We start from the raw sequence: 18,866 nt of genomic DNA, 5'->3' as shown, positions 1-18,866 counted from the left end.
AGCGGGGTCGGAGGCTTGCCAACGCGCTGTTGGGTGGATTTCATCTCCTGAACGAATTTCATGGAAATCAGCTCATCGACAAGATCCGAACTGGCCTGCTTCATTGCGATTGTAGATGGCATTCATCAGTGAGCCAATGATGACCCGGGCGAGGTCCGGATGGTTCTCGAGTGTGTTGAGTCGACGTTGATGAGATGTCGATTTTGCCCGCTGCAACCTCGTCGGTCGCAAACTTCTGCCCGAGACGAGCGCGGCGTAGCTCATAGGACAGCCAGTGCGTTTCCCTGGATGCGGCCCCATAGATGCCCGAGAATGTCTCCGGTGTCATGTTGATGAAGCGGGCGACGTTTTCGCGGACAAATGCGCTTGGCGACGAGTCGCAATCCTGCAATCGGGTCGCAGTTTTGGTTCCGGAACCCATTGCGTCACGCCGCGCAGCAGTGGTTCGACGACGTCGTATGGAGTGGGTGTCGGCTGAACATGACACCGAGCTATCCGCTTGGCCTTCGGCGAATCGAAGCAATTCAGCACGAGCCCAGAGTCGGTGACATCGCCATATCTGTCCGCCCCGGTCGCAGGCCTTCTACCTTGCGGTTGTGCGCGGCTATCTCCCGCGAGGTCTGTGCGCCCGCGGAACCGGTCCGCTTTGGGAATTCCTAACTTCGCACAATCGATTCCGAGGGTAGGATCATCACAGCCTTCGTCGGCGGTGTGGTTCCTCCGGGCGATGGCTTCCTTCACTCCAGATACCCAGGTTCATATGACTCACGGTGGACGGGTTCAGGTCGACGGCATTCTCGGCCTTGCAAGGCCTATCCTCACTTTCATGCCTTGAAGCGCTGCATTCGCTTGGTTTCATCACCGGCGGTGTGGCCGCTGGCGCGATCGGCTGGAGCGGAAATCCGCTCGCCCTTTGGCAGCCCTGGCTTGCCTGGGTCGGGCAGCGCAGCGGGGCGAGGGCACATGTCTGTGCCACTCCTGTGGTCGAGGTCGAGGGCGTGAAGGTTGCGCCGCTGATCTTTTACGAGCAGCCCATCGATCGTCGTCCTTGCCATCCAAGAGGCGGGCCGCGCGAGCCTGGGCATCTCTGTTCGGTCTCTATCCAGCCCAATTGATCGTTGACAGAGGCGCTCTGGGAGCCTAGCGTATCCGACTGGTATAACAGGTATGCCACATGATCGGAGTTCTGATCAAACCGCGGAAGCTTTCGGAGGAGGTTGCAGCGCACCTCGAGCGGATGATCCGCAAGGGAGAGCTGGCCGAAGCCGACCGGCTCCCATCCGAGCGGGAACTCATGCGGCAGTTCGGGGTCGGGCGCCCTTCAATCCGCGAGGCCCTGCTGCATCTGAGCAAGATGGGGCTTGTCGAGGTGAAATCCGGCGAGCGCGCCCGCGTCACTCGGCCAACCCCCCAATTCGTGATCGACGCCCTCTCGGGGCCGGCGCGCCACATGATTTCGGCCCCTGGCGGGGTTCATGACTTCCAGAGCGCGCGTTTGTTTTTCGAAGTCGGGCTTGCCCGCAACGCCGCCATCAATGCCACGTCAGAGGATATTGAGGGCCTCAAGGAGGCGCTCGAAATCAACCGGCAGTCGATCGGGGACCTGACGCGCTTCGAGCGCACCGATGTGGACTTCCACTACGTGCTGGCGGTGATCACCCGCAATCGTATCTTCACAGCCATTCACGCGGCGTTGGCCGAATGGCTGCTGGAACAGCGGCGCACAACTTTGGCCAAAGGTGAAGACCGAAAGGCCTACGAGGCTCATCGCGAAATCTTTGATGCCGTCGCCGCGCGCGATCCAGACGCCTCCGAAGCGGCTATGCGCAGGCATCTGGAATATGTCTCCAGACGCTATCTTGAAATTGCGGGTGGCAAGGGATGAGCGGCTTCGTGGTCTGGGTCGATTTCCGCCTCAAGCCGGGTGCCCGGGGCAGATTCCGAGAGCTCGTGGACGCCAACGCGACCGCGTCGGTTCGCCGCGAAGCCGGCTGCCGCCGCTTTGATGTGACGCAGGCACGCGGCGAGCCCGACCGGGTCCTGCTCTACGAGATTTACGACAGCGAGGCTGCATTCAAGCTCCACTGCCGGACAGCCCATTTCGAGGAATTCAATTCGCAGAGCGCGCCGCTCGTCGACACCAAGCTGGTGACGATCTGCGACCTTGTTGTCGAAGCTTCGTCTTGAAGAACGCGTAGGCGCAATGCGCCCTTTGTGGGCGAACGGGAGGGAAGTTCATGTCGGAGCCAAGTCTCAAGGCGCTAGCGTCTCACAGACGCGTCAAGCTCGGGACCCTTGTCGCCGAGTTCGCGACGCCGGGGATAGGCCACATCCTGAAGTCCGCTGGCTGTGACTTCGCCTTTTTCGATATGGAGCATTCGGGCTTCAGCCTGGAAACGGTCAAGAGCGCGATCCGCTATTTCGAGGCGGCCGACCTGCCGGTTATGGTGCGTGTGCCATCGCAGGACTACCATTTCCTCGCCCGCGCCATGGATATGGGGGCCGAAGGATTAATCGCGCCGATGGTGAGTACCGTCGAGCAGGCGCAGCACATCATCAGTTCCATGAAATACCATCCGGCTGGCGCTCGCGGCGTGGCGCTGCAGATCGCGCATGACCGTTACCGTCCGGGCTCGGTTGCAGATAAGTTCGAGGCGGCCAACCAGCGCTCGGTGTTCATCTGCCTGATCGAGACCGCCGACGGCGTCAAGAACATCGACGGCATTGCGGGATTGGACGGCGTCGATTGTCTGTGGGTCGGTCACTTTGATCTGTCGGTCTCGCTCGGCATTCCCGGCGACTTCGCGCACCCGACCTTCATCGCCGCGATGGCCAAAATCGTTTCCGCCGCCAAAAGGCACAACAAGTCGCTCGGGCGCCTGGTGCCCAACGTCCAGCAGGGCCACGAGTTCTACGCACAAGGCTTCGACTTCATTTGTTATTCGGGCGACGTCTGGATACTGCACGACGCGATCGCCGACGCGGTCTCCAAAATCCGGGCCGGGTGCCAGTAAGAACGGAGGAGAGAATGGGCGACCTAAAGTTCAAGGTGGCGCTTTCCGGTGATTTCCGCATGCCGGACGGCTCGCTGACCTATCCCGACTTCGACCTGGAGCCTCTGCGCAAGGCGCCAGGCCTCGAGATGACATTCCTGGAATCGAATAACCCGCTTCGCGCCGACCAGCTTGAGGACTTCGATGCACTGATCCTTCTCACTCATCGCTTCGTTTCCACGAGTGTCCCCAAGAGCGGTCGGCTGGCCGTCGTTGCCCGCTTCGGCGTCGGCTACGATACTGTCGACGTCGAGGCCTGCACTGCCGCCGGCATCGCTCTGGTCATCACGCCCGATGGGGTAAGACGGCCGGTCGCCGTATCCGTCATCACCTTTATGTTGGCACTCACCGGCAAGCTGTTCACGAAGGACGCCCTCACCCGTAAGGGACCTCATGGCTTCCAGGAGCGCTCCCAACATATGGGTGTCGGGCTCGTGGGGCGTACGCTGGGGTCGCTCGGCATCGGCAACATAGGCGCCGAAGTTTTTCGCCTGGCAAAGCCCTTCGATATGAGATTCATCGCCCATGACCCATTTGCAGACAAGAAGGTCGCTGCCGAACTAGGCGTGGAGCTGGTCGGACTGGAAGATCTGTTTCGTCGCGCCGACGTGCTGTCGGTAAGTTGTCCGCTGACGCCTGACACGCGCCATCTCGTCAGTGCCGAGCGGCTCGCCCTGATGAAGCCTACTGCTTACCTGATCAATACAGCGCGCGGCCCGATCGTCGACCAGGAGGCGTTGGCACAAGCCCTGCGGGAGCGTCGTATCGCCGGCGCCGGTCTCGACGTGCTGGAGCAGGAGCCGCCGGATGCTGACGATGCAATCCTCAAACTCGACAACGTCATCCTTGCGCCGCACGCATTGTGCTGGACCGACCAGTGCTTTGCCGGCAACGGCGCTGCAGACGTCAAAGCGGTAATCGAGGTTCAACATGGTCGCGAGCCGCGCGGTGTGGTCAATCGCGAGGTGCTTTCGAGCGAGCGGTGGAAGGATAGGCTGGCCGTTTTCGCGGGCCGCTTCGGAAGCTAGGAGTGCGAGAATTTGGCGCGCCGCCGCGGCCATTGCGGGGGCCTTACGGGAGGAATGCTCGACCGCCGCGCCTGCGGACGAGTGAGCAAATGAGAAAACGGGAGGACCAAGCACTATGAACGATCGTGAAAAACGTGACTTTCAGGCCGGTCTCGAAGCAGAGGTCGACGCCTTCATGCGTGGCGAAACGACCCGCCGGAATTTCATAACCCGCTTCGGCCAGATGACCGGTATGTTGGCAGCGTCTGCACCCATTTTGGGTATGATGACCGATTGGGCGCTGGCGCAGCAGAAGCTCGAACTGGCCGACGCCACGTCGCCGCTGGGACAGGCGCAGGCCGCTGCGCTGAAAGCATCTAAGGAAGGACCGGCGGAGGGCTCCGCCTTCCGCGCGGTCGAGGCGGCCAAGGCGCATGCGGGCGTCACGATCAACATGACCTACGAGGCAGGCCTGCAGGCGCTCGATCCACGCAATTTCAGTGGGCCGATGTGGGAGCAGCTTACGGGCATGAAGTCGAATGTGGTCGAACTGTCGAATCCCGATCAATACTCCAAGGCGGTCGCCGAGCACATTGCCGGCTCAGGCGCCTATGACGTGCTCGACATCTCGCCAGCCTGGACACCGTCGCTCGCCGATGGCGGCGTCATCGCACCTCTCGACGACTATATCGCCAAATATATGAACCCTGCAGACCTCGAGGACTATCATCCTCTCTACAAGGCGCTGCCGACCTACAAGGGAAAGATCTGGGGCTTCTTCGACGACGGCGACATGTTCGCTCTCTACTACCGCAAGGACATCTTCGAGGATCCGAAGATGATGGAGGCCTACCAGACCAAGTTCAACGCGAAGCTCGGACCACCGAAGACCTGGGAGGAATATGCTCAGATCGCCCAATTCATCACCGACCAGATGGCACCGAAGGTTTATGGTGCAGGCCACTTCCGCAAGGCGGGCAGCCCGGGCAATCAGTTCGACTTTCTGCAGCAGTACCGTGCCAACGGCGGGAAACTGTTCGGCGACGACATGAAGGCCGGCTTGGTGTCGGATGCGGGCGTCAAGACGCTGACGAACATGCTCGCGGCCAACAAGGCCTCGATCCCCGGTAACAACGAGCTCGACGCCGTCTCCCTTTGGGCGGCATTCCTGACGGGGAAGGTTGCGATGATCTATTCCTGGCCTCCAAGCGGCCGGATGGCGGCGAACTATTCGCAATCCGCCACGGCGATCAACTTCATTCCCCAGTCGCAGATCGCTGGCAAGGTTGGCTATGCCGTCGTGCCGGGCAATCCGGAACATGCCACCGGCTACAACAAGGCGCTGTCGGCGGATTCGCCCAATCCGGAGGCGGCGTATCTGTTCATGCAGTGGGCCTGCTCGCCTCCCGTCTCACTGGCGCGCTGCATGTTGCCCTATGCGCTGCGCGACCCATACCGCATTTCGCATTTCAAGTCGGAGCTCTATGGAGCACTGTTCCCGAGCGCCAAGGAGTACCTGGCCAACCTCAACAACTCGGCGAATGTCGGCCTGCTCGACCCGATCATGCCAGGTGCGCAGGACTATTTCTTGAGCATCGATCGCATGTGCACCGCAGTGTGGGCTGGTGCGGATCCGAAAGCATCGCTGGAAACGGCGGCCGCCGAGTGGAACGAGACGACCGATCGGCTCGGGATGGAGTCGCAAAAGGCATTCTACACCGAGTTCCTGAAACTGCCCGGCGCCACCGCTGACAACACAGTGGAGAAGCTTGGCATGGCAGTCACCCTCTGAGACTCGCCTGGAGGGGAGCCGGGTTTCTAGCACCAGACCGGTGTTGCGGGCGCTTCGCTCGCAACACCCTGGCTCAACCGCGTGGCGATCTTTGGAATAAATCGATGCCGCACACCACCACGATCAGTCGCATGACGACCACCGGCGCCCCGCCTCGGCTTTCGACCCTCGCACAGTGGGCGGACCGCCACTTCAAATGGCTTCTGGTCGCGCCCGCGGTGCTGTTGATACTGGCGCTGTCGATCTATCCGCTGCTGTTCTCACTGGTCGTGTCCTTCATCAACTACGACTTCCAGGTGCCGGGCCACGCCTTTGTCGGCTTGAAAAACTTCGAGCGGGTGGTGTTCGATCCCGTGGCACGGTGGTCGCTCTTGCTGACGGCCTGCCTGTCGAGCATCAGCGTCGCCATCGAATTCGTGCTGGGCCTTCTGGTGGCGCTCACCATGGTGCGCAGCTTTCCGGGGCGCGGTGTCGTCATGTCGATCCTGATCGTGCCGCTTTTCATCAGCCCGGTGATAGTCGGCCAAGCGTGGACGCTGCTGCTTCAGCGGCCTTTCGGGCCAACCAACTACATCCTGACGCAACTGTTGGGGCAGGAGGTGACGATCGGCTGGATGACCGAGCGCCCATGGCTTTATGTCTCGCTGATCATCTCTGATGTCTGGCAGTGGACTCCGTTCATGTTTGTCGTCCTGCTCGCCGGGCTTACCGCAATCCCTCCGAACCTCTACGAGGCGGCGGAACTCGACGGCGTCAATGCCTGGCAGGCCTTCTGGGCGATCACGCTGCCGCATCTCGGGTCTATGATGCTGCTGGCGTTGACCTTCCGCCTGCTTGACGCCATCCGAATGTTCGATACCATTTTTATCATGACCGGCGGCGGCCCGGGTACGCAATCCTACACGGCTTCCTACTATCTCTACACGGTCGGCTTCACCCAGTTTCATCTGTCGCAGGCGACGGCCGGAAGCTGGCTATTCCTGATTTTCACCGCGCTGGTAGTGACGCTGCTGGTGCGGCGGCTCTTGAAGGTGGAGCCGGTCTGATGGCCGCCGTCGCGCCCGCCCGCCGCAGGAAACGCCGGTCGGTGCCGATCGGTCGCATGCTGCTGCTCGGCTTCTTCCTCGTGTTCGTGCTGTGGCCCCTCTACTGGATGTTCAACACCTCGATCAAGCCGAGCGACGACTACCTCACCGTGCCGCCCGTCTGGTTCCCTACCGAGCCGACCCTTGTACACTACAAAGCTGCGCTGTTCGCTTATCGCGGCCTCGACGGGCTCATCAACAGTCTGATCATTTCGCTGTCGGCCACGGTGCTTTCAGCGTTGTTGGGCACGCTGATGGCTTATAGTCTGGCGCGCTACAACACGGGCGGCCAGCACCTGTCTTTCTGGGTGCTGTCACAGCGCTTCCTGCCACCGATCGGCATCGTCCTGCCGGTATTCCTTATCTATCGTGGCGTCGGGCTGTACGACACCCATATTGGCCTGATCATCGCCTACACGGTCTTCACGCTGCCGGTGTCGGTGTGGATGATGTTCGCGTATTTCCGCGGCATGCCGAAGTCGATGGAGGAGGCGGCCCTGGTCGATGGCTGCACGCGTTGGGAGGCGTTCTGGCGTGTTGCCGTGCCGCTTGCCGCCCCGGGCATCGTCGCGGCGGCCGTCTTCGCTTTCATCGCTTGCTGGACGGAGTTCTTCTTCGCGCTCATTTTGACCAGTCGAACTGCGTTCACGCTGCCAACCGTATTCCGCTCCTTCATCGGCTTCCAGGGCGCGCAATATGGTGAAGCGGCGGCCCTGGCCATTGTTTCCCTCGTGCCATCCATCGCTCTGGGAGTCCTTGCTCAACGACATCTCGTGCGCGGGCTGACGCTCGGCGCCGTTCGCGGATAGAAAGAGGCAGGCATGGCTGAAGTCAGGATCACCGGCTTGCACAAGCGCTACGGCGCCTTCCATGCGGTGCGCGGCATTGACCTCCACATTCGCGACGGTGAGTTCACCGTTCTGGTCGGCCCCTCCGGATGCGGCAAGAGTACCCTTTTGAGGACGATTGCAGGACTGGAGGAGAGTTCGCAAGGCACGATCGAGATTGGCGGCGAGGTGGTCAATGACTTGCGGCCGCGCGATCGTGACGTGGCGATGGTGTTTCAAGACTATGCGCTCTATCCACATATGAGCGTGGCGAAGAACATCGGCTTCGGTCTCAAGGCGCGCAAGATGCCGAAGCCCGAGGTAGAGGCGCGCGTTGCCGAGGCTGCGCGTATGCTCGGCATCATCCCCTTGCTCGGGCGATTTCCACGCCAGTTATCCGGTGGGCAGCGTCAGCGCGTCGCCATCGGCCGCGCCATAGTCCGCAACCCCCGCATCTTTCTGTTCGACGAGCCGCTGTCCAATCTGGATGCCCAGCTTCGCGACGAAATGCGCGGCGAGATCAAGCGCCTTCACCAGGACATCGCCACGACGATGATCTACGTCACCCATGACCAGATCGAGGCGATGACACTGGCTGACCGCATCGTGCTGATGCGCGACGGGTTGATCGAGCAGCAGGGCGCGCCACTCGAACTGTTCGAGCGCCCCGCCTCGATCTTCGTCGCGGGCTTTCTCGGTTCCCCACGCATGAGCTTCCTGCCGGGCACGCTGGCTTTGGACGGGAGCGCCGCCGCCATCCGGCTGGCCGATGGTCTGCTGCCGATCGCCCCCGGGCGGACTCTAAATGGCGCTATAGATGGGCAGTCGGTGCTGCTCGGGCTGCGCCCGGAACATCTGACACGCGCGCACGCTGCTACCCCCGAGCCGGGCACGCTGCGCTATGATGCAACCATCGACCTGCTGCAGCCGACTGGCTCGCGCAGCTATGCGATCTTCCGCCTTGCCGGCGCGCCAGTGGTGGCGGAGCTTCAGGCGCACGACGTCAGCCGTCCCGGCGAGAGACTGCCGATCGACATCAACATGAACCGGGCGTCGATTTTTGACGCTGCGACGGAGCAAGCAATTTGACCTTGGCAGCATCTCGAGCCATCCGCTTGTGTGGAACCGAACAGGTCGAGCCACCCTTGCGCACACTTCGCGCGGGACCGTTGTCGGTCGACTTCGACAATGGGGCGTTACGCTACATCCGCCTTGACGGAATTGAGATCCTGCGCGGAATCTCGTTCCTTGTGCGGGACGAAAATTGGGGAACCGCTACAGCCGTTCTCGATGATCTCCACATCGATGAAGGGCTGGATGTGTTCAGCGTCGCATACCGTGCAACATGTTCCGCAACATCCGGTCGCCTGGTTTATCAGGTACGGATCTCGGGCAGTAGTGATGGTGCGCTGGCTTTTGCGGCCGAGGCAGAGCCCGAGACTGACCTTTTGACGAATCGGACCGGCTTCATCGTCCTTCATCCGATCGAAGCCTTGGCGGGCAAGCCGGTAAAGGTGCTGCATGAGGATGGTCATGATGAGCTATCGCTCTTTCCGGACCACATCGACCCTAAATGTCCGTTCACCGATATCCGGGCGTTGTCGCATGAGATCGCGCCTGGGATCTGGGCCACATGCACCATGGACGGTGATGCCTTCGAGATGGAGGATCAACGCAATTGGTCTGACGCTTCCTATAAAACCTATGTCCGCCCTCTGCGTCGCCCGTGGCCTTACCGACTGCCCAAGGGCCAGAAATTCACCCAGGTCGTCCGGCTTCACGTGTCAGGAACGCTTCGTGCCGGGGCGTCTGAAAACCGCAATCCACTCATCAACCTGACGATCGGCAGACCCGTCGGCCAAGTGCCTCGCGTTGGCGTCGGCGTTGCTGGCGACGAGGCAAGGCACGCGCTTGAATCCCCCGAGCTTCTACGACGAATGGCTCCGCAGTGGATGGTCTGCCAAGTCGATCTCCGATTCGGACACGGCCAAGATGAACTCGAAAGCTACGCCGCGCTTGCACGGCTGACCGGCGCAGGCGTGGTCCTCGAGATCATCACCAAGGGCACGCTCGACCCATTCGGCGAATTGGCGCCCGTCGCTGATGCGGTCCATACAATCGGCCTCAAACTGGAAGCTGTCTCCGTCTTTCCGGCGCAGGACATGAAATCCGTTCAGCCGGGAGCACCGCGGCCGGTCATGCCCAGCTTCCACGAATGCTACTCCGCCGCTCGCCGGGCTTTCCCGGGGATCGGGCTGGGCGGAGGCATGGCCGCTTACTTCACCGAACTCAATCGCAAGCGTCCGCCAGCCGAAGCGCTCGACTACGTGACCTTCACCACCTGTCCAAGCGTGCACGCGGCGGATGATATTTCGGTGATGGAAACGCTTCAGGCTATCCCTCATCAGATACGCTCGGCACATGCTTTCACGGGCGACCGCGTGCCGCTGCGCATAGGTCCCAGTCAGCTCGGCTGCCGCGAGAACCCCTACGGAAAGGGCACCGCGCCGAACAAAGCGAACGCCCGCATATGTCTGAGCCGCATCGATCCGCGGCAGCGCGGGCTGTTCAATGCGGCATGGACGCTCGGCTATTTCGCGGCCTGCGCTCGCGAAGGGGTCGAGGCCGTCGCGGTAGGGGACTTCACCGGCCCCTTTGGCCATATCCACAGGAAGGCTGATTTCGTCCAGCCATGGTATGACCAGCAGGACGGCCGAACGGTCTATCCCGCTTTCCATGTCATGGCGGGTCTCTCAGGCTCGGCGGAGCCACCCTGCTGTCCGTAGGAACTTCCGGCGCTGACGCCATTGCGACGATCGCAGCTGAAAAAGATTGGCGCGTGACACTGTGGGTCGCCAACCTCACCTCCAAGGCGCAATCTGTGAAACTTCCGGATGCGCCGAGCAGTGCCCGTATAGCTCTTCTTGGCGCCGAGCAGTTCGAACGGGCGGCAACCGATCCCAACTTCATGGAAAGTACCGCAAGACCGCTGGATGACCAATTCATCTCGCTTGACGCTTACGCCGTCGCGCGAGTTGATCTCGACCTACCATTTTCGACCTAGAGCCCGATGTGCGCTGAGGTTGAGAGTTGAGCCCAGCGTCATGCGCAGCCGCATCAATCGCTCTGGCCCGAAGCGGGTGACACAGATCGTCAGGCGTCACTGGCCAGGGGAGTGTCGACGCACCTTGTCCCAGGCCGCCAAGATTCGCTGCTTGCATCCGCGTGCGGCATCGTCGACCGTCGGGAATCACATAGACGCATTTTCATGCGGTCGCCCGCCTTGATCCGCCGTCGAGGAGTTCCTGAAGGTCCTCTTTTGGCACCGGTCTTGAAAGCAAAAAGCCTTGTAGCTGGTCGCAGCCGAGCTTGCGCAGATAATTGCACTGGCTCTCGGTCTCGACCCCTTCCGCTGTGGTGCTGAGGCCAGTCGCGCGAGCCAGGTCGATAATCGCCTGAACGATGGCCTCGTCACCGTTCGAGCCGCCAAAGCCCTGCACGAAGCTTCGGTCGATCTTGATCCTGTCCACTTCCAGGCTCTGCAGTCGGCCCAATGAGGAAAATCCCGTACCGAAATCGTCAAGCGCAAAGCGCACCCCGACACTGCGCAACGCTGCCATGTTCTGCTGGCATTCGGTGGGGCGCTGGGAGAGCGTGCTTTCCGTAACCTCCAGCTCGAGCCGCCGTGGATCCATTTGCGTTTCCAACAAGATGCTCGTCACTTTCATGGCAAAGCTCGGATTGTTCAGCTGCAACCCCGATACGTTCACTGCCAGGGTCTCGATCGGCCAAAGCACCGCGTCAAGGCAGGCCTGGCGCAGAACCAGCTCGCCTAGAACTTCGATGAGCCCCGTTTCCTCTGCCAATGGTACGAACAAGTCAGGGGCGACCCAACCGCGCTCTGCGTCCGACCAGCGCGCGAGGGCTTCGACGCCCGTCATCCTGTTGGTGTCGGCGGTGTAAAGCGGCTGATAATGCACCCGGATGTGGCCGGGCGTTTGCAGCGCCTTGCGCAGGTCCTGTTCGAGACCCTTACGCTTTGCCAGCGTCTGGTCCATCTCGGGTTCAAACAGAGCATAGCCGCTGCGACCGCCGGCTTTGGCGTGATACAGGGCGAGGTCGGCTTTCCGCACCAACTCGACCTGGTCCACCCCGTCCCTGGGAGCAAGAGCTACGCCGACGCTCACCCCGACAAAAACCTGAACTCCGGCGACCTCGAACGGCCGGCGCGCGGACTCGATCAAGTGCTCGCACAATGTTTTGACCTCATTCTCGCCTGCGACCGCGCGCTGGATGATAATGAATTCGTCACCGCCCAGGCGCGCCACCGTGTCAACCTCCACGGTCAGCCGCCTCAGCCGGTCTGCGAACTCCCTGAGCAACTCGTCGCCGGCAGGGTGGCCAAAGCTGTCATTGACCTGCTTGAACCGGTCGAGGTCAAGATAGAGGATCGCGAGCTGCTCGCCCGTCGCGGGCAGCAGTGTCAGCGCATCAGCCAAACGACTGTTGAAATGGCCGCGACTGTGCAGCCCTGTAAGCAGGTCGTAGTGGGCCAGGTGATAGATGTGATTCTCGGTCTCAATCAGCCTCAAAGTCCGCCGGCGCAAAGCGGCCAGAGCTACAATAATTCCGCCAAGTACCAGTCCGAACACCACCACGAGTGTTGGCACCAGTTGAAAAAGGACAAACGCCCCGGGCCGATATGGCTGCCACACAAAGAAGCCGACAGTCGAACCAGAGCGACCGACAAGGGGATAGGACGCCTCTTCAGGGCTAAGCATGTTTGACCAGGAGAAGTGTGCGTCGTCGAGGAGATAGTCTTGGCGCAAGGAGGCAAGCAGACTGCCGTCCAGATAGCGAACGGCAACGTGTAGGAATTCCTGACCTGGTACTTGTGCAATGTGGCCGCTGTCGGAAACGACTGGCTTGATGCTGACAATGGCAGGATGGCCGGAGATGACGACCATGTCGGAAGCACCTATCGTGAGCACCTGCTCGGTGACGCCGTCGGTGTCCCCCTGTTTCAGCCCCGCCCTGAGTTTCTCCACGAGAGGCGCAGTGGTCGGGCGTATGGATTGGTAGCTCGCCGGATCCACCGCCGATCCATCGGCGAATGCGTAGACGGGCGCGTCCTTCGGATCGAGAATGTAGACCTCATCGTGGCCGAAATACGTGTGCATCCAGGTGCCGAGATTGGTGTCGACCCATTTGGCATCCTGGCTCCGCAGGGCGCTGACCGCGTCGTCCCAGACGGTGACGCTCTCCTGATCGTGGGCTATTCCGCTCTCCAGCTTGGATATGATCAAGGCGACCAAGCTTTTCTGCCGTGACACGGCAACACCATCGGACTGGGTCGCCGACCACAGCAAAAGGCCTGTGGTGAGGGTCGCAACAAGCAGCGTCACGACAATGATGGGCAAAGCAGTTCGCTTGAAAAAAAGGCGACGTGTTGGTTCGCCGAAATGCCGGAGCAGCGTCATGAGGCTGCTTTACGCTAAGAAAACTGCTGGACCGTTAAAGGCGCGGCATCAGGCAAGCTGCACGTTTGAAAAGGCCAGTTCGATAACCCGGCGTTGAACTGCCAAGGAACAAATTCGCCGCGCGCGCGTTCGAGAGCGGCCTTTGCGGGGACTGAACACGAATGCTACTCGCTTTGGGGAACGCGCTCTCGACGACGGTTATGGCCGGCAGAAGTGGGGGTGCGGAAATTTTCGGCGTGGTCGATCTCAGCACTAAAGCCGAGGTAAGGATCAACGCGATGAATTTGGGAATGGCAATTCAGTTCGTGGCCAATGCCTCGGTGCTCGGTTACGATGTCCGTTCGGCGATGGTCTTCTACGGCGAACCGGGAACGCCAAGCCTCAGGGCAAATGACTGCGATCGATTGTGGACGCAATTTGGTGCCGCGCTCCTTCGCCCATAACGCCGGACGCTTTTGGCTATCTTCAGCTGTCTGGAGCTAACAGCCCATGCCGCGCCACCGGACCGTCGGATCATGAGATCTGAGAGACCTGACGAGAAATTTGCTTTCGGTCACTTCACCGGCACGCAGAGCCGGTCGGGCACTTTGGGGACAAGGGTGGCGGTGGGTTTGCCGATGCAAGTGCAGTGTGCTCGAGCCAATTCGCGACTGGGCGCCGGTTGAACCGCTCGGCCTGCCTGCCTTACCGCGCGAGGCATGACCTTACCCCACGGCCAACCATTTGCGCGATTGGGCAAACGCCGTGAAGGCCTTGGCGTCCATTGGGCGGCCAAAAACATAGCCCTGCAGAATATCGCAACCAAGCTCCTTCAGGATGCGCGCGTGATCATTCGTCTCGACACCCTCGGCAATGACTTCGATGCCGAGCGATTTGCCGATCTCAATGATCGACGAGACCAGCTGACGCTGCGGGATCGACTGGGTGACGGGCGTGATCAGTTGGCGGTCGATCTTGAGCCGGCGCGGCTGCAGCTTGAGCAGGGACACGATCGAGGCATGGCCGGTGCCGAAGTCATCGATTTCGATGTCGATGCCGAGTTCCTTAATGTGCTCCAGGTTCCAGGTGACCAGGTCGTCATTCTCATCGAGGAAGATGGACTCAACCAGCTCAAACGACACCGTGCCCTTCCTGATGGCAAGCTTGCGCAAGCCATCGATCAGATCCTTGTCCTCCAACCGCTTGGCGGAGACATTGACCGAGACGTGCGGGATCTTGAGACCGCTGTTCGACCATTGGTCGAAACTCTCAAGCGCCTGTTCCAGGACAGCGCGATCGATGATTGCCACGACGTTGAGTTCTTCGGCCACTTTGAGATAGCTTTGTGGGGCCAGGATGCCGCGTTCGGGATGCTTCCAACGCGACAACGCCTCGACCCCGACGATCTCAAGTGTCCTGGCGTCGAACTGCGGCTGATAGTATGTTGTGAATTCGGCGCGCTCCAACCCGCCCAGGATTTCGTCGGCAATTTGCTTGGTCCGCACGATCTCGCTTTGCAGCTCTTCGTCAAAGAATTCGTGTCGGTTGCGACCGCTTCCTTTCGCCCGGTAAAGAGCGAGGTCGGCGTTGACGAGCAGTTGCTTGGCGTCGGTTCCGGCGGCAATTCCGATGCTCACCCCGAACCGGCACGGGTTGCCCTGAAAATCGACCGGTCGGCGCATCTGCGTGATGATGCGGTCGCCGAGCGCGGAAAGTTGCTTGTCATCACGTCCATGGCTCACCACGACGAACTCATCACCGCCGATGCGTGCAACAGAATCACCGGGACCCGTGTTGACCTTGATGACCTTGGAGGCGTGCACCAGCATGGCGTCACCGGCTGCGTGGCCGAGTGTATCGTTGATCTGCTTGAAGCGGTCGAGGTCCAGATGCAGCAGCGCTGTGCGGGTCCCCGTTACGCTTTTTTCGGCAAGCAACTCATCGAGATAGCGGCGGTTGGGCAGGCCGGTCAGCGGGTCGTGCAGCGCAACATGCTCTACATGCGCCTTTGCGACCTTGAGTTCGGCATTTTTCGATTCCGACAGCTGGCGCTCTCGAATGAGCGTCTCATTGAGCAGCACGTCGCTGGTGACGTCCCACTCGGCGCCGATCATCTTCGGCGTGCCGCCGATGTCCTGGAAGAAGGCTGCGCGCGTGCGCACGTGGCGCGTGGTACCGTCCGCTAGCAGGACTCGGTATTGCGAAGAATACGGTCCCTCCCTCTCGGCGGCCGCGTCGAACTCCTGGCGCGCCCTGTCGAAATCTTCGGGATGAATAGCCATCGCCCAGTCTTCATAACCGCGCGGTTTGCCATCGGCTGGCTTGCCGTAGATCTGGTTGACGCGGTCGTCCCATAGCAGTTCTTTTGTGGCCAGGTCGTGCTCCCACACGCCAATTCCAGAAGCTTCCAGGGCCAACTCAAGGCGGCCAGACAGACGTCTGAGCTCGGCATAGTTTTTCTGTCGTTCGCCGAACAGTCGCCCGGCCACCAGGATCGGCAGCACCACCAGCGCGCCGGCAAAGGCTATGAGCCCCCGCAACATCCACGCATTGTTCGGAATGGCCGGCCAGCCTCCCTTCGGTATAGCCGAAATCAGCCAGGAGCCCGAAGGCAGTTGCACATCGGCCGACACCGGCTTGCCGGCGAGGACATTGTCTCCCCCGAAGAATTTTTTGCCGCCACCGCCAAGCGCGTCGGTCCCCGTCAGGGCGACATCAATATCAATCCCGGGGTCATTCAAGCCGCTCGCCGCGTAAAGCTGATCGACATCGATGACAGCGGAGAGGATGCCCCAGAATCGGCTGCCGCCGCCCGCCGTCGGCACAAAGACGGGAATGCGCCCGACAAAGCCTCGCCCTCCCTGGGCCAGGTCGACGGGGCCTGCCAACACAAGAACGCCGAGGTCTCGCGCGCGAAGCGCCGCCGTCCGTTGCGCCTCGCTCTTGCGGTAATCGAGCCCGATCGCCTTCTGGTTGCCTTCCATCGGGTACATCAGCGAGATGACGAGATCGGGCGCACCGGCGATGTTGCGCAGTTGCGATCTCTGTCGGAACAGGTTGCTTGCCAGGGACGCAAATCTCTGCTGTCCCATGTACGGCTCTGTAACTATGGCCGAGACGAGGCCCTGAACAAGCTGGAGATTACCGTTTACATTGCCTTCGAGCTTGGCCCTTATGATGTTGACCTTGGCCTGGACTTCGGCGCGCGCGAGTTGATCGGACACTTTCGTGTTCTGCAAGTCCGCAAGGACCGCGCAGATCACAAGCACGGCCAACGCAATTGCCGCCGGCAAGTTGGCGGTCGAAAAAACCGCCTTTCTTGCACCATCAAAGTCAAAATCCGTTCTGCCCGACCGGCTCAATTGCGTTTCCTTGACAAAAAGCCCATCGGCCAACGTAGGATGAACTGTTTAAATTTGGACTTCCAATCTGCATAAAAGCTTCTGGTCTGTGCCACCAAGTTTCGAAAGGCTGCGCTTGGGCGCTGCGCGTAGTACCGTTGGGCCTGTGCCGGCCAGTCCTGCTGCGCCGAACAGCAGGGTCGTCCTGCTCGGGCGGAAGAAGGGTAGGGAAAGCGAGACGGACAGCCTGGGAGAGGGGAGGGGCGAGATCGACATCAGGAAGATGGATTAGCCTACTACATGCTGTCATCGCTGGTTCGCACCGGGTCATCCGTCCATCTTCTGCTATGATCCCGACGCCGTGACGTTCGTCACGGCTCTTACCCACAGCCCTGACGCATCCTGGCCAGTGAGCTCTAAATTGGCCGCGCTTAACGATCCGGCTCGAACCAACTTGTCGTGCTGCCGCAAGGGTGCGTTACCCTGATCCATTCGCCGATGTCAGGCTCTTCGGCGTACGGGATGGTTACTGGTCCCCACGTCTTCGCAGCTTCAACAACATTTTCGGCCTGAACCTCGGCACGTTCCACAGCTTTGCCGTCGCGTATCAGCTCGACGGTGAAACTCTGCATAGATCGCACTCCTGTCGCGCAATCATATCCCAACCTCTACCCGAAAGGAAAAATCTGTTTTTTCGAAAGGAAATAGCTTCCCAAGGTCCTCGCGGCACAAAGCAGCTATTCGCAACAAAAGGGGCCTAGGTGGCCCAACGATGAAACGCATTTTGCTTTTCTTGTGCGGCGAAAGCATGATGGAGCGGGTGGCTAACAGCCGATAAATTTTGCCAACACATTGATTTCAAATCATAATTTCATGTTCCATAATGTATGTTATGCGACTTCTGGATGTAGCAGTTATATAAAGATGCGACACTTGAGCAATTTAGAGATGCGACAGTCCCCGACTTTCACAGCTCATGCTCTGGCCAACTCGAAGCTGGAAAGGAAGGCTGACGACTTCACACTGCCTGGCGTGAGACCGGGCGTATTGCGGAGCCGGCATGCCTTTGATCACCTTGTCGCAAAAAAGAGCTGCATCGTCTTGAAGCCATCCAGAAGATCCGCGACCGGCGGCTGAGCGTCCAGGCGGCGGAGCTTCTTCATCTCAGCCGCAGTCAGGTTCACCGGCTGTTGCAAGCCTATGACCAGGACGGCGCCGGCGGGCTGGTGTCGAAGGAGCGCGGCCGACCGAGCAATCGGCGCCATGATGAGGAGCCGCCGCCGCCGGCCGCGCCACCATACAGCGTTTCGGTCGCTTCGGTGTTGTATGCTATCCCCTGCTTGGGATGCAGCTCCAGGTCAAGAACTGCGGACTGTGACATTGACCACGGGGACCAGCGGCAACGGTTCGCCGTCTTTGCCGGTGAGTTCCGATTCGAACTTCTGGGTGCGGATGATTTCCTCGACCTGGCTGGTGAAATCGTCATGGCGCGCATCTTCGCCACGTTCTCTATCTTCACCTCGCCCTGATACGCAAAGGGCTTGGCCTCATAGAGCGGGTGCGCGTCGACCCATTCGAAGTACTCGCAACATGCCGTCCACAGCTTCTCTGGATCGATGATGATCGGGCTGCGGCCGTGTGAGCTACGGGCCTTCCAAAATTGGTTTCCTGCGGGTGCGGGCATTTGCGAAAATTTCGACGCTTTTACAAAGTTAACCAGCGGCCGGATTCGTACGGTTTTGTGACTTGCTGGATTGCCGATCACATGGTTTTTTTCGCACATCGTTGTGTGGGAGTGCGGGCGTGGGCGACGATCAGAAGGACGGTGTTCGGGTAGAACACATAGACGGCCAATGGGCGGTGCAGATCATCGAGGATGGCCTGACCACCCAACAGCTTTTCGACAACGAGGAATTTGCGAGGAGTTTCGCAGCCGGTCAAATCATCCGGCTCAACCTTAACCGGTCCGGCCAAAGCCAAAGCGGCCATGAGGTGGATGGCCCGCGAAACCATTCGTAAACCATGCCAACACGGTAAATATTTTATGTCGAACCGATCCGGTTGCAGGAGGTTTTGGGCGGGTCTGCAACAAAGAGGCCCAGCCAATCCCTGCACCGCTTACCCATCTCGCCCGCCCTGTTGATCTCCTTCGGGATTGCCTGCGGAATTTGCGTCTGGGCGACATCGGATAAGCCAGTGAGCTTCTTTCAAGCCCAGGCGTCCCCGCAGCTGGAAATGCGCGGGACAGTCGGTAACCTTCAATAGATGGACGATCGTCGATGCTACCGGCGGGCCGGTGCTG

General features: G+C 60.4%; 17 protein-coding genes and 1 pseudogene. 12 read left to right on the top strand and 6 right to left on the bottom strand.

What is annotated here, in order from left to right:
* Positions 1–100: 100 nt before the first annotated feature.
* Complete coding sequence (locus tag EN943_RS23110) at positions 101–421, bottom strand: type IV secretory system conjugative DNA transfer family protein (protein WP_224673564.1); 321 nt, start codon at positions 419–421, stop codon at positions 101–103.
* A 753-nt stretch (positions 422–1,174) separates the two neighbouring features.
* Here EN943_RS23110 and nanR point away from each other — a divergent pair.
* The 10 genes from nanR to EN943_RS37705 all read left to right on the top strand — a co-directional run bounded on the left by nanR (position 1,175) and on the right by EN943_RS37705 (position 10,828).
* Positions 1,175–1,885 (top strand): transcriptional regulator NanR, encoded by a 711-nt coding sequence (gene nanR / locus EN943_RS23100; RefSeq protein ID WP_027163180.1) that lies wholly within the window; start codon positions 1,175–1,177, stop codon positions 1,883–1,885.
* Complete coding sequence (locus EN943_RS23095) at positions 1,882–2,187, top strand: putative quinol monooxygenase (RefSeq protein WP_013525326.1); 306 nt, start codon at positions 1,882–1,884, stop codon at positions 2,185–2,187. Before nanR ends, EN943_RS23095 begins: the two co-directional genes overlap by 4 nt.
* Before the next feature lie 50 nt (positions 2,188–2,237).
* Positions 2,238–3,014, top strand: coding sequence for an aldolase/citrate lyase family protein (locus EN943_RS23090; protein WP_013525325.1), 777 nt, complete (start codon positions 2,238–2,240; stop codon positions 3,012–3,014).
* Between the two features lie 14 nt (positions 3,015–3,028).
* Positions 3,029–4,081 (top strand): NAD(P)-dependent oxidoreductase, encoded by a 1,053-nt coding sequence (locus EN943_RS23085; RefSeq protein WP_127414765.1) that lies wholly within the window; start codon positions 3,029–3,031, stop codon positions 4,079–4,081.
* Positions 4,082–4,196: 115 nt separating this feature from the next.
* A complete protein-coding gene (locus EN943_RS23080; protein WP_024504468.1) occupies positions 4,197–5,852 on the top strand; it encodes an extracellular solute-binding protein in 1,656 nt (551 codons plus the stop codon).
* A gap of 104 nt (positions 5,853–5,956) precedes the next feature.
* On the top strand, positions 5,957–6,898 hold the full coding sequence (locus EN943_RS23075) for a sugar ABC transporter permease (protein ID WP_127414764.1): 942 nt from the start codon (positions 5,957–5,959) through the stop codon (positions 6,896–6,898).
* Positions 6,898–7,746: a carbohydrate ABC transporter permease gene (locus tag EN943_RS23070; RefSeq protein ID WP_063173904.1), complete on the top strand. Its 849-nt coding sequence runs from the start codon at positions 6,898–6,900 to the stop codon at positions 7,744–7,746. Before EN943_RS23075 ends, EN943_RS23070 begins: the two co-directional genes overlap by 1 nt.
* A 12-nt stretch (positions 7,747–7,758) precedes the next feature.
* Positions 7,759–8,853, top strand: coding sequence for a sn-glycerol-3-phosphate ABC transporter ATP-binding protein UgpC (gene ugpC / locus EN943_RS23065; protein ID WP_127414763.1), 1,095 nt, complete (start codon positions 7,759–7,761; stop codon positions 8,851–8,853).
* Between the two features lie 56 nt (positions 8,854–8,909).
* Positions 8,910–10,550: a hypothetical protein gene (locus tag EN943_RS23060; RefSeq protein ID WP_206522793.1), complete on the top strand. Its 1,641-nt coding sequence runs from the start codon at positions 8,910–8,912 to the stop codon at positions 10,548–10,550.
* A gap of 53 nt (positions 10,551–10,603) precedes the next feature.
* Positions 10,604–10,828 (top strand): hypothetical protein, encoded by a 225-nt coding sequence (locus tag EN943_RS37705; RefSeq protein WP_164778327.1) that lies wholly within the window; start codon positions 10,604–10,606, stop codon positions 10,826–10,828.
* Positions 10,829–11,030: 202 nt separating this feature from the next.
* Here EN943_RS37705 and EN943_RS23055 read toward each other — a convergent pair whose 3' ends face one another.
* On the bottom strand, positions 11,031–13,244 hold the full coding sequence (locus EN943_RS23055) for an EAL domain-containing protein (RefSeq protein ID WP_127414762.1): 2,214 nt from the start codon (positions 13,242–13,244) through the stop codon (positions 11,031–11,033).
* A 236-nt stretch (positions 13,245–13,480) separates the two neighbouring features.
* Here EN943_RS23055 and EN943_RS23050 point away from each other — a divergent pair, with 236 nt between their 5' ends.
* Positions 13,481–13,687 carry a hypothetical protein gene (locus tag EN943_RS23050; protein ID WP_245459328.1) on the top strand — a complete coding sequence of 69 codons (207 nt, stop codon included), beginning with the start codon at positions 13,481–13,483 and terminating at the stop codon, positions 13,685–13,687.
* A 261-nt stretch (positions 13,688–13,948) separates the two neighbouring features.
* On the opposite strand, the gene EN943_RS23045 is transcribed toward EN943_RS23050, so the two are convergent.
* Positions 13,949–16,504, bottom strand: a complete 2,556-nt coding sequence (locus EN943_RS23045; protein WP_164778329.1) for an EAL domain-containing protein — start codon at positions 16,502–16,504, stop codon at positions 13,949–13,951.
* Between the two features lie 491 nt (positions 16,505–16,995).
* The gene (locus EN943_RS23040; RefSeq protein WP_013525315.1) at positions 16,996–17,196 is read right to left on the bottom strand and encodes a hypothetical protein; all 201 of its coding nucleotides are present in this window, start codon (positions 17,194–17,196) and stop codon (positions 16,996–16,998) included.
* 459 nt (positions 17,197–17,655) lie between these two features.
* Between EN943_RS23040 and EN943_RS23035 the strand changes: the two are divergent.
* Positions 17,656–17,838 (top strand): annotated as a pseudogene (locus EN943_RS23035) (helix-turn-helix domain-containing protein); the annotation flags it as partial.
* On the opposite strand, the gene EN943_RS23030 reads toward EN943_RS23035, so the two are convergent.
* Both EN943_RS23030 and EN943_RS37700 read right to left on the bottom strand, forming a co-directional pair.
* Positions 17,763–18,329, bottom strand: coding sequence for a DNA-packaging protein (locus tag EN943_RS23030; protein WP_224673557.1), 567 nt, complete (start codon positions 18,327–18,329; stop codon positions 17,763–17,765). The pseudogene EN943_RS23035 and the gene EN943_RS23030 sit on opposite strands and share 76 nt — an antisense overlap.
* Positions 18,326–18,577, bottom strand: coding sequence for a hypothetical protein (locus tag EN943_RS37700; RefSeq protein ID WP_164753151.1), 252 nt, complete (start codon positions 18,575–18,577; stop codon positions 18,326–18,328). Before EN943_RS37700 ends, EN943_RS23030 begins: the two co-directional genes overlap by 4 nt.
* Between the last annotated feature and the right edge of the window lie 289 nt (positions 18,578–18,866).

Origin of the sequence: Mesorhizobium sp. M7A.F.Ca.US.006.01.1.1, from assembly GCF_003997935.1 — a bacterium.
GTDB lineage: Bacteria > Pseudomonadota > Alphaproteobacteria > Rhizobiales > Rhizobiaceae > Mesorhizobium.
This window is presented reverse-complemented; position numbering and strand designations above follow the sequence as displayed.

Excerpts from the sequence above, each read along its gene's own strand:
- EN943_RS23110 (WP_224673564.1), bottom strand. The coding sequence starts at position 421 with ATGGGTTCCGGAACCAAAACTGCGACCCGATTGCAGGATTGCGACTCG.
- nanR (WP_027163180.1), top strand. The coding sequence starts at position 1,175 with ATGATCGGAGTTCTGATCAAACCGCGGAAGCTTTCGGAGGAGGTTGCA.
- EN943_RS23095 (WP_013525326.1), top strand. The coding sequence starts at position 1,882 with ATGAGCGGCTTCGTGGTCTGGGTCGATTTCCGCCTCAAGCCGGGTGCC.
- EN943_RS23090 (WP_013525325.1), top strand. The coding sequence starts at position 2,238 with ATGTCGGAGCCAAGTCTCAAGGCGCTAGCGTCTCACAGACGCGTCAAG.
- EN943_RS23085 (WP_127414765.1), top strand. The coding sequence starts at position 3,029 with ATGGGCGACCTAAAGTTCAAGGTGGCGCTTTCCGGTGATTTCCGCATG.
- EN943_RS23080 (WP_024504468.1), top strand. The coding sequence starts at position 4,197 with ATGAACGATCGTGAAAAACGTGACTTTCAGGCCGGTCTCGAAGCAGAG.
- EN943_RS23075 (WP_127414764.1), top strand. The coding sequence starts at position 5,957 with ATGCCGCACACCACCACGATCAGTCGCATGACGACCACCGGCGCCCCG.
- EN943_RS23070 (WP_063173904.1), top strand. The coding sequence starts at position 6,898 with ATGGCCGCCGTCGCGCCCGCCCGCCGCAGGAAACGCCGGTCGGTGCCG.
- ugpC (WP_127414763.1), top strand. The coding sequence starts at position 7,759 with ATGGCTGAAGTCAGGATCACCGGCTTGCACAAGCGCTACGGCGCCTTC.
- EN943_RS23055 (WP_127414762.1), bottom strand. The coding sequence starts at position 13,244 with ATGACGCTGCTCCGGCATTTCGGCGAACCAACACGTCGCCTTTTTTTC.
- EN943_RS23040 (WP_013525315.1), bottom strand. The coding sequence starts at position 17,196 with ATGCAGAGTTTCACCGTCGAGCTGATACGCGACGGCAAAGCTGTGGAA.
- EN943_RS37700 (WP_164753151.1), bottom strand. The coding sequence starts at position 18,577 with ATGGTTTCGCGGGCCATCCACCTCATGGCCGCTTTGGCTTTGGCCGGA.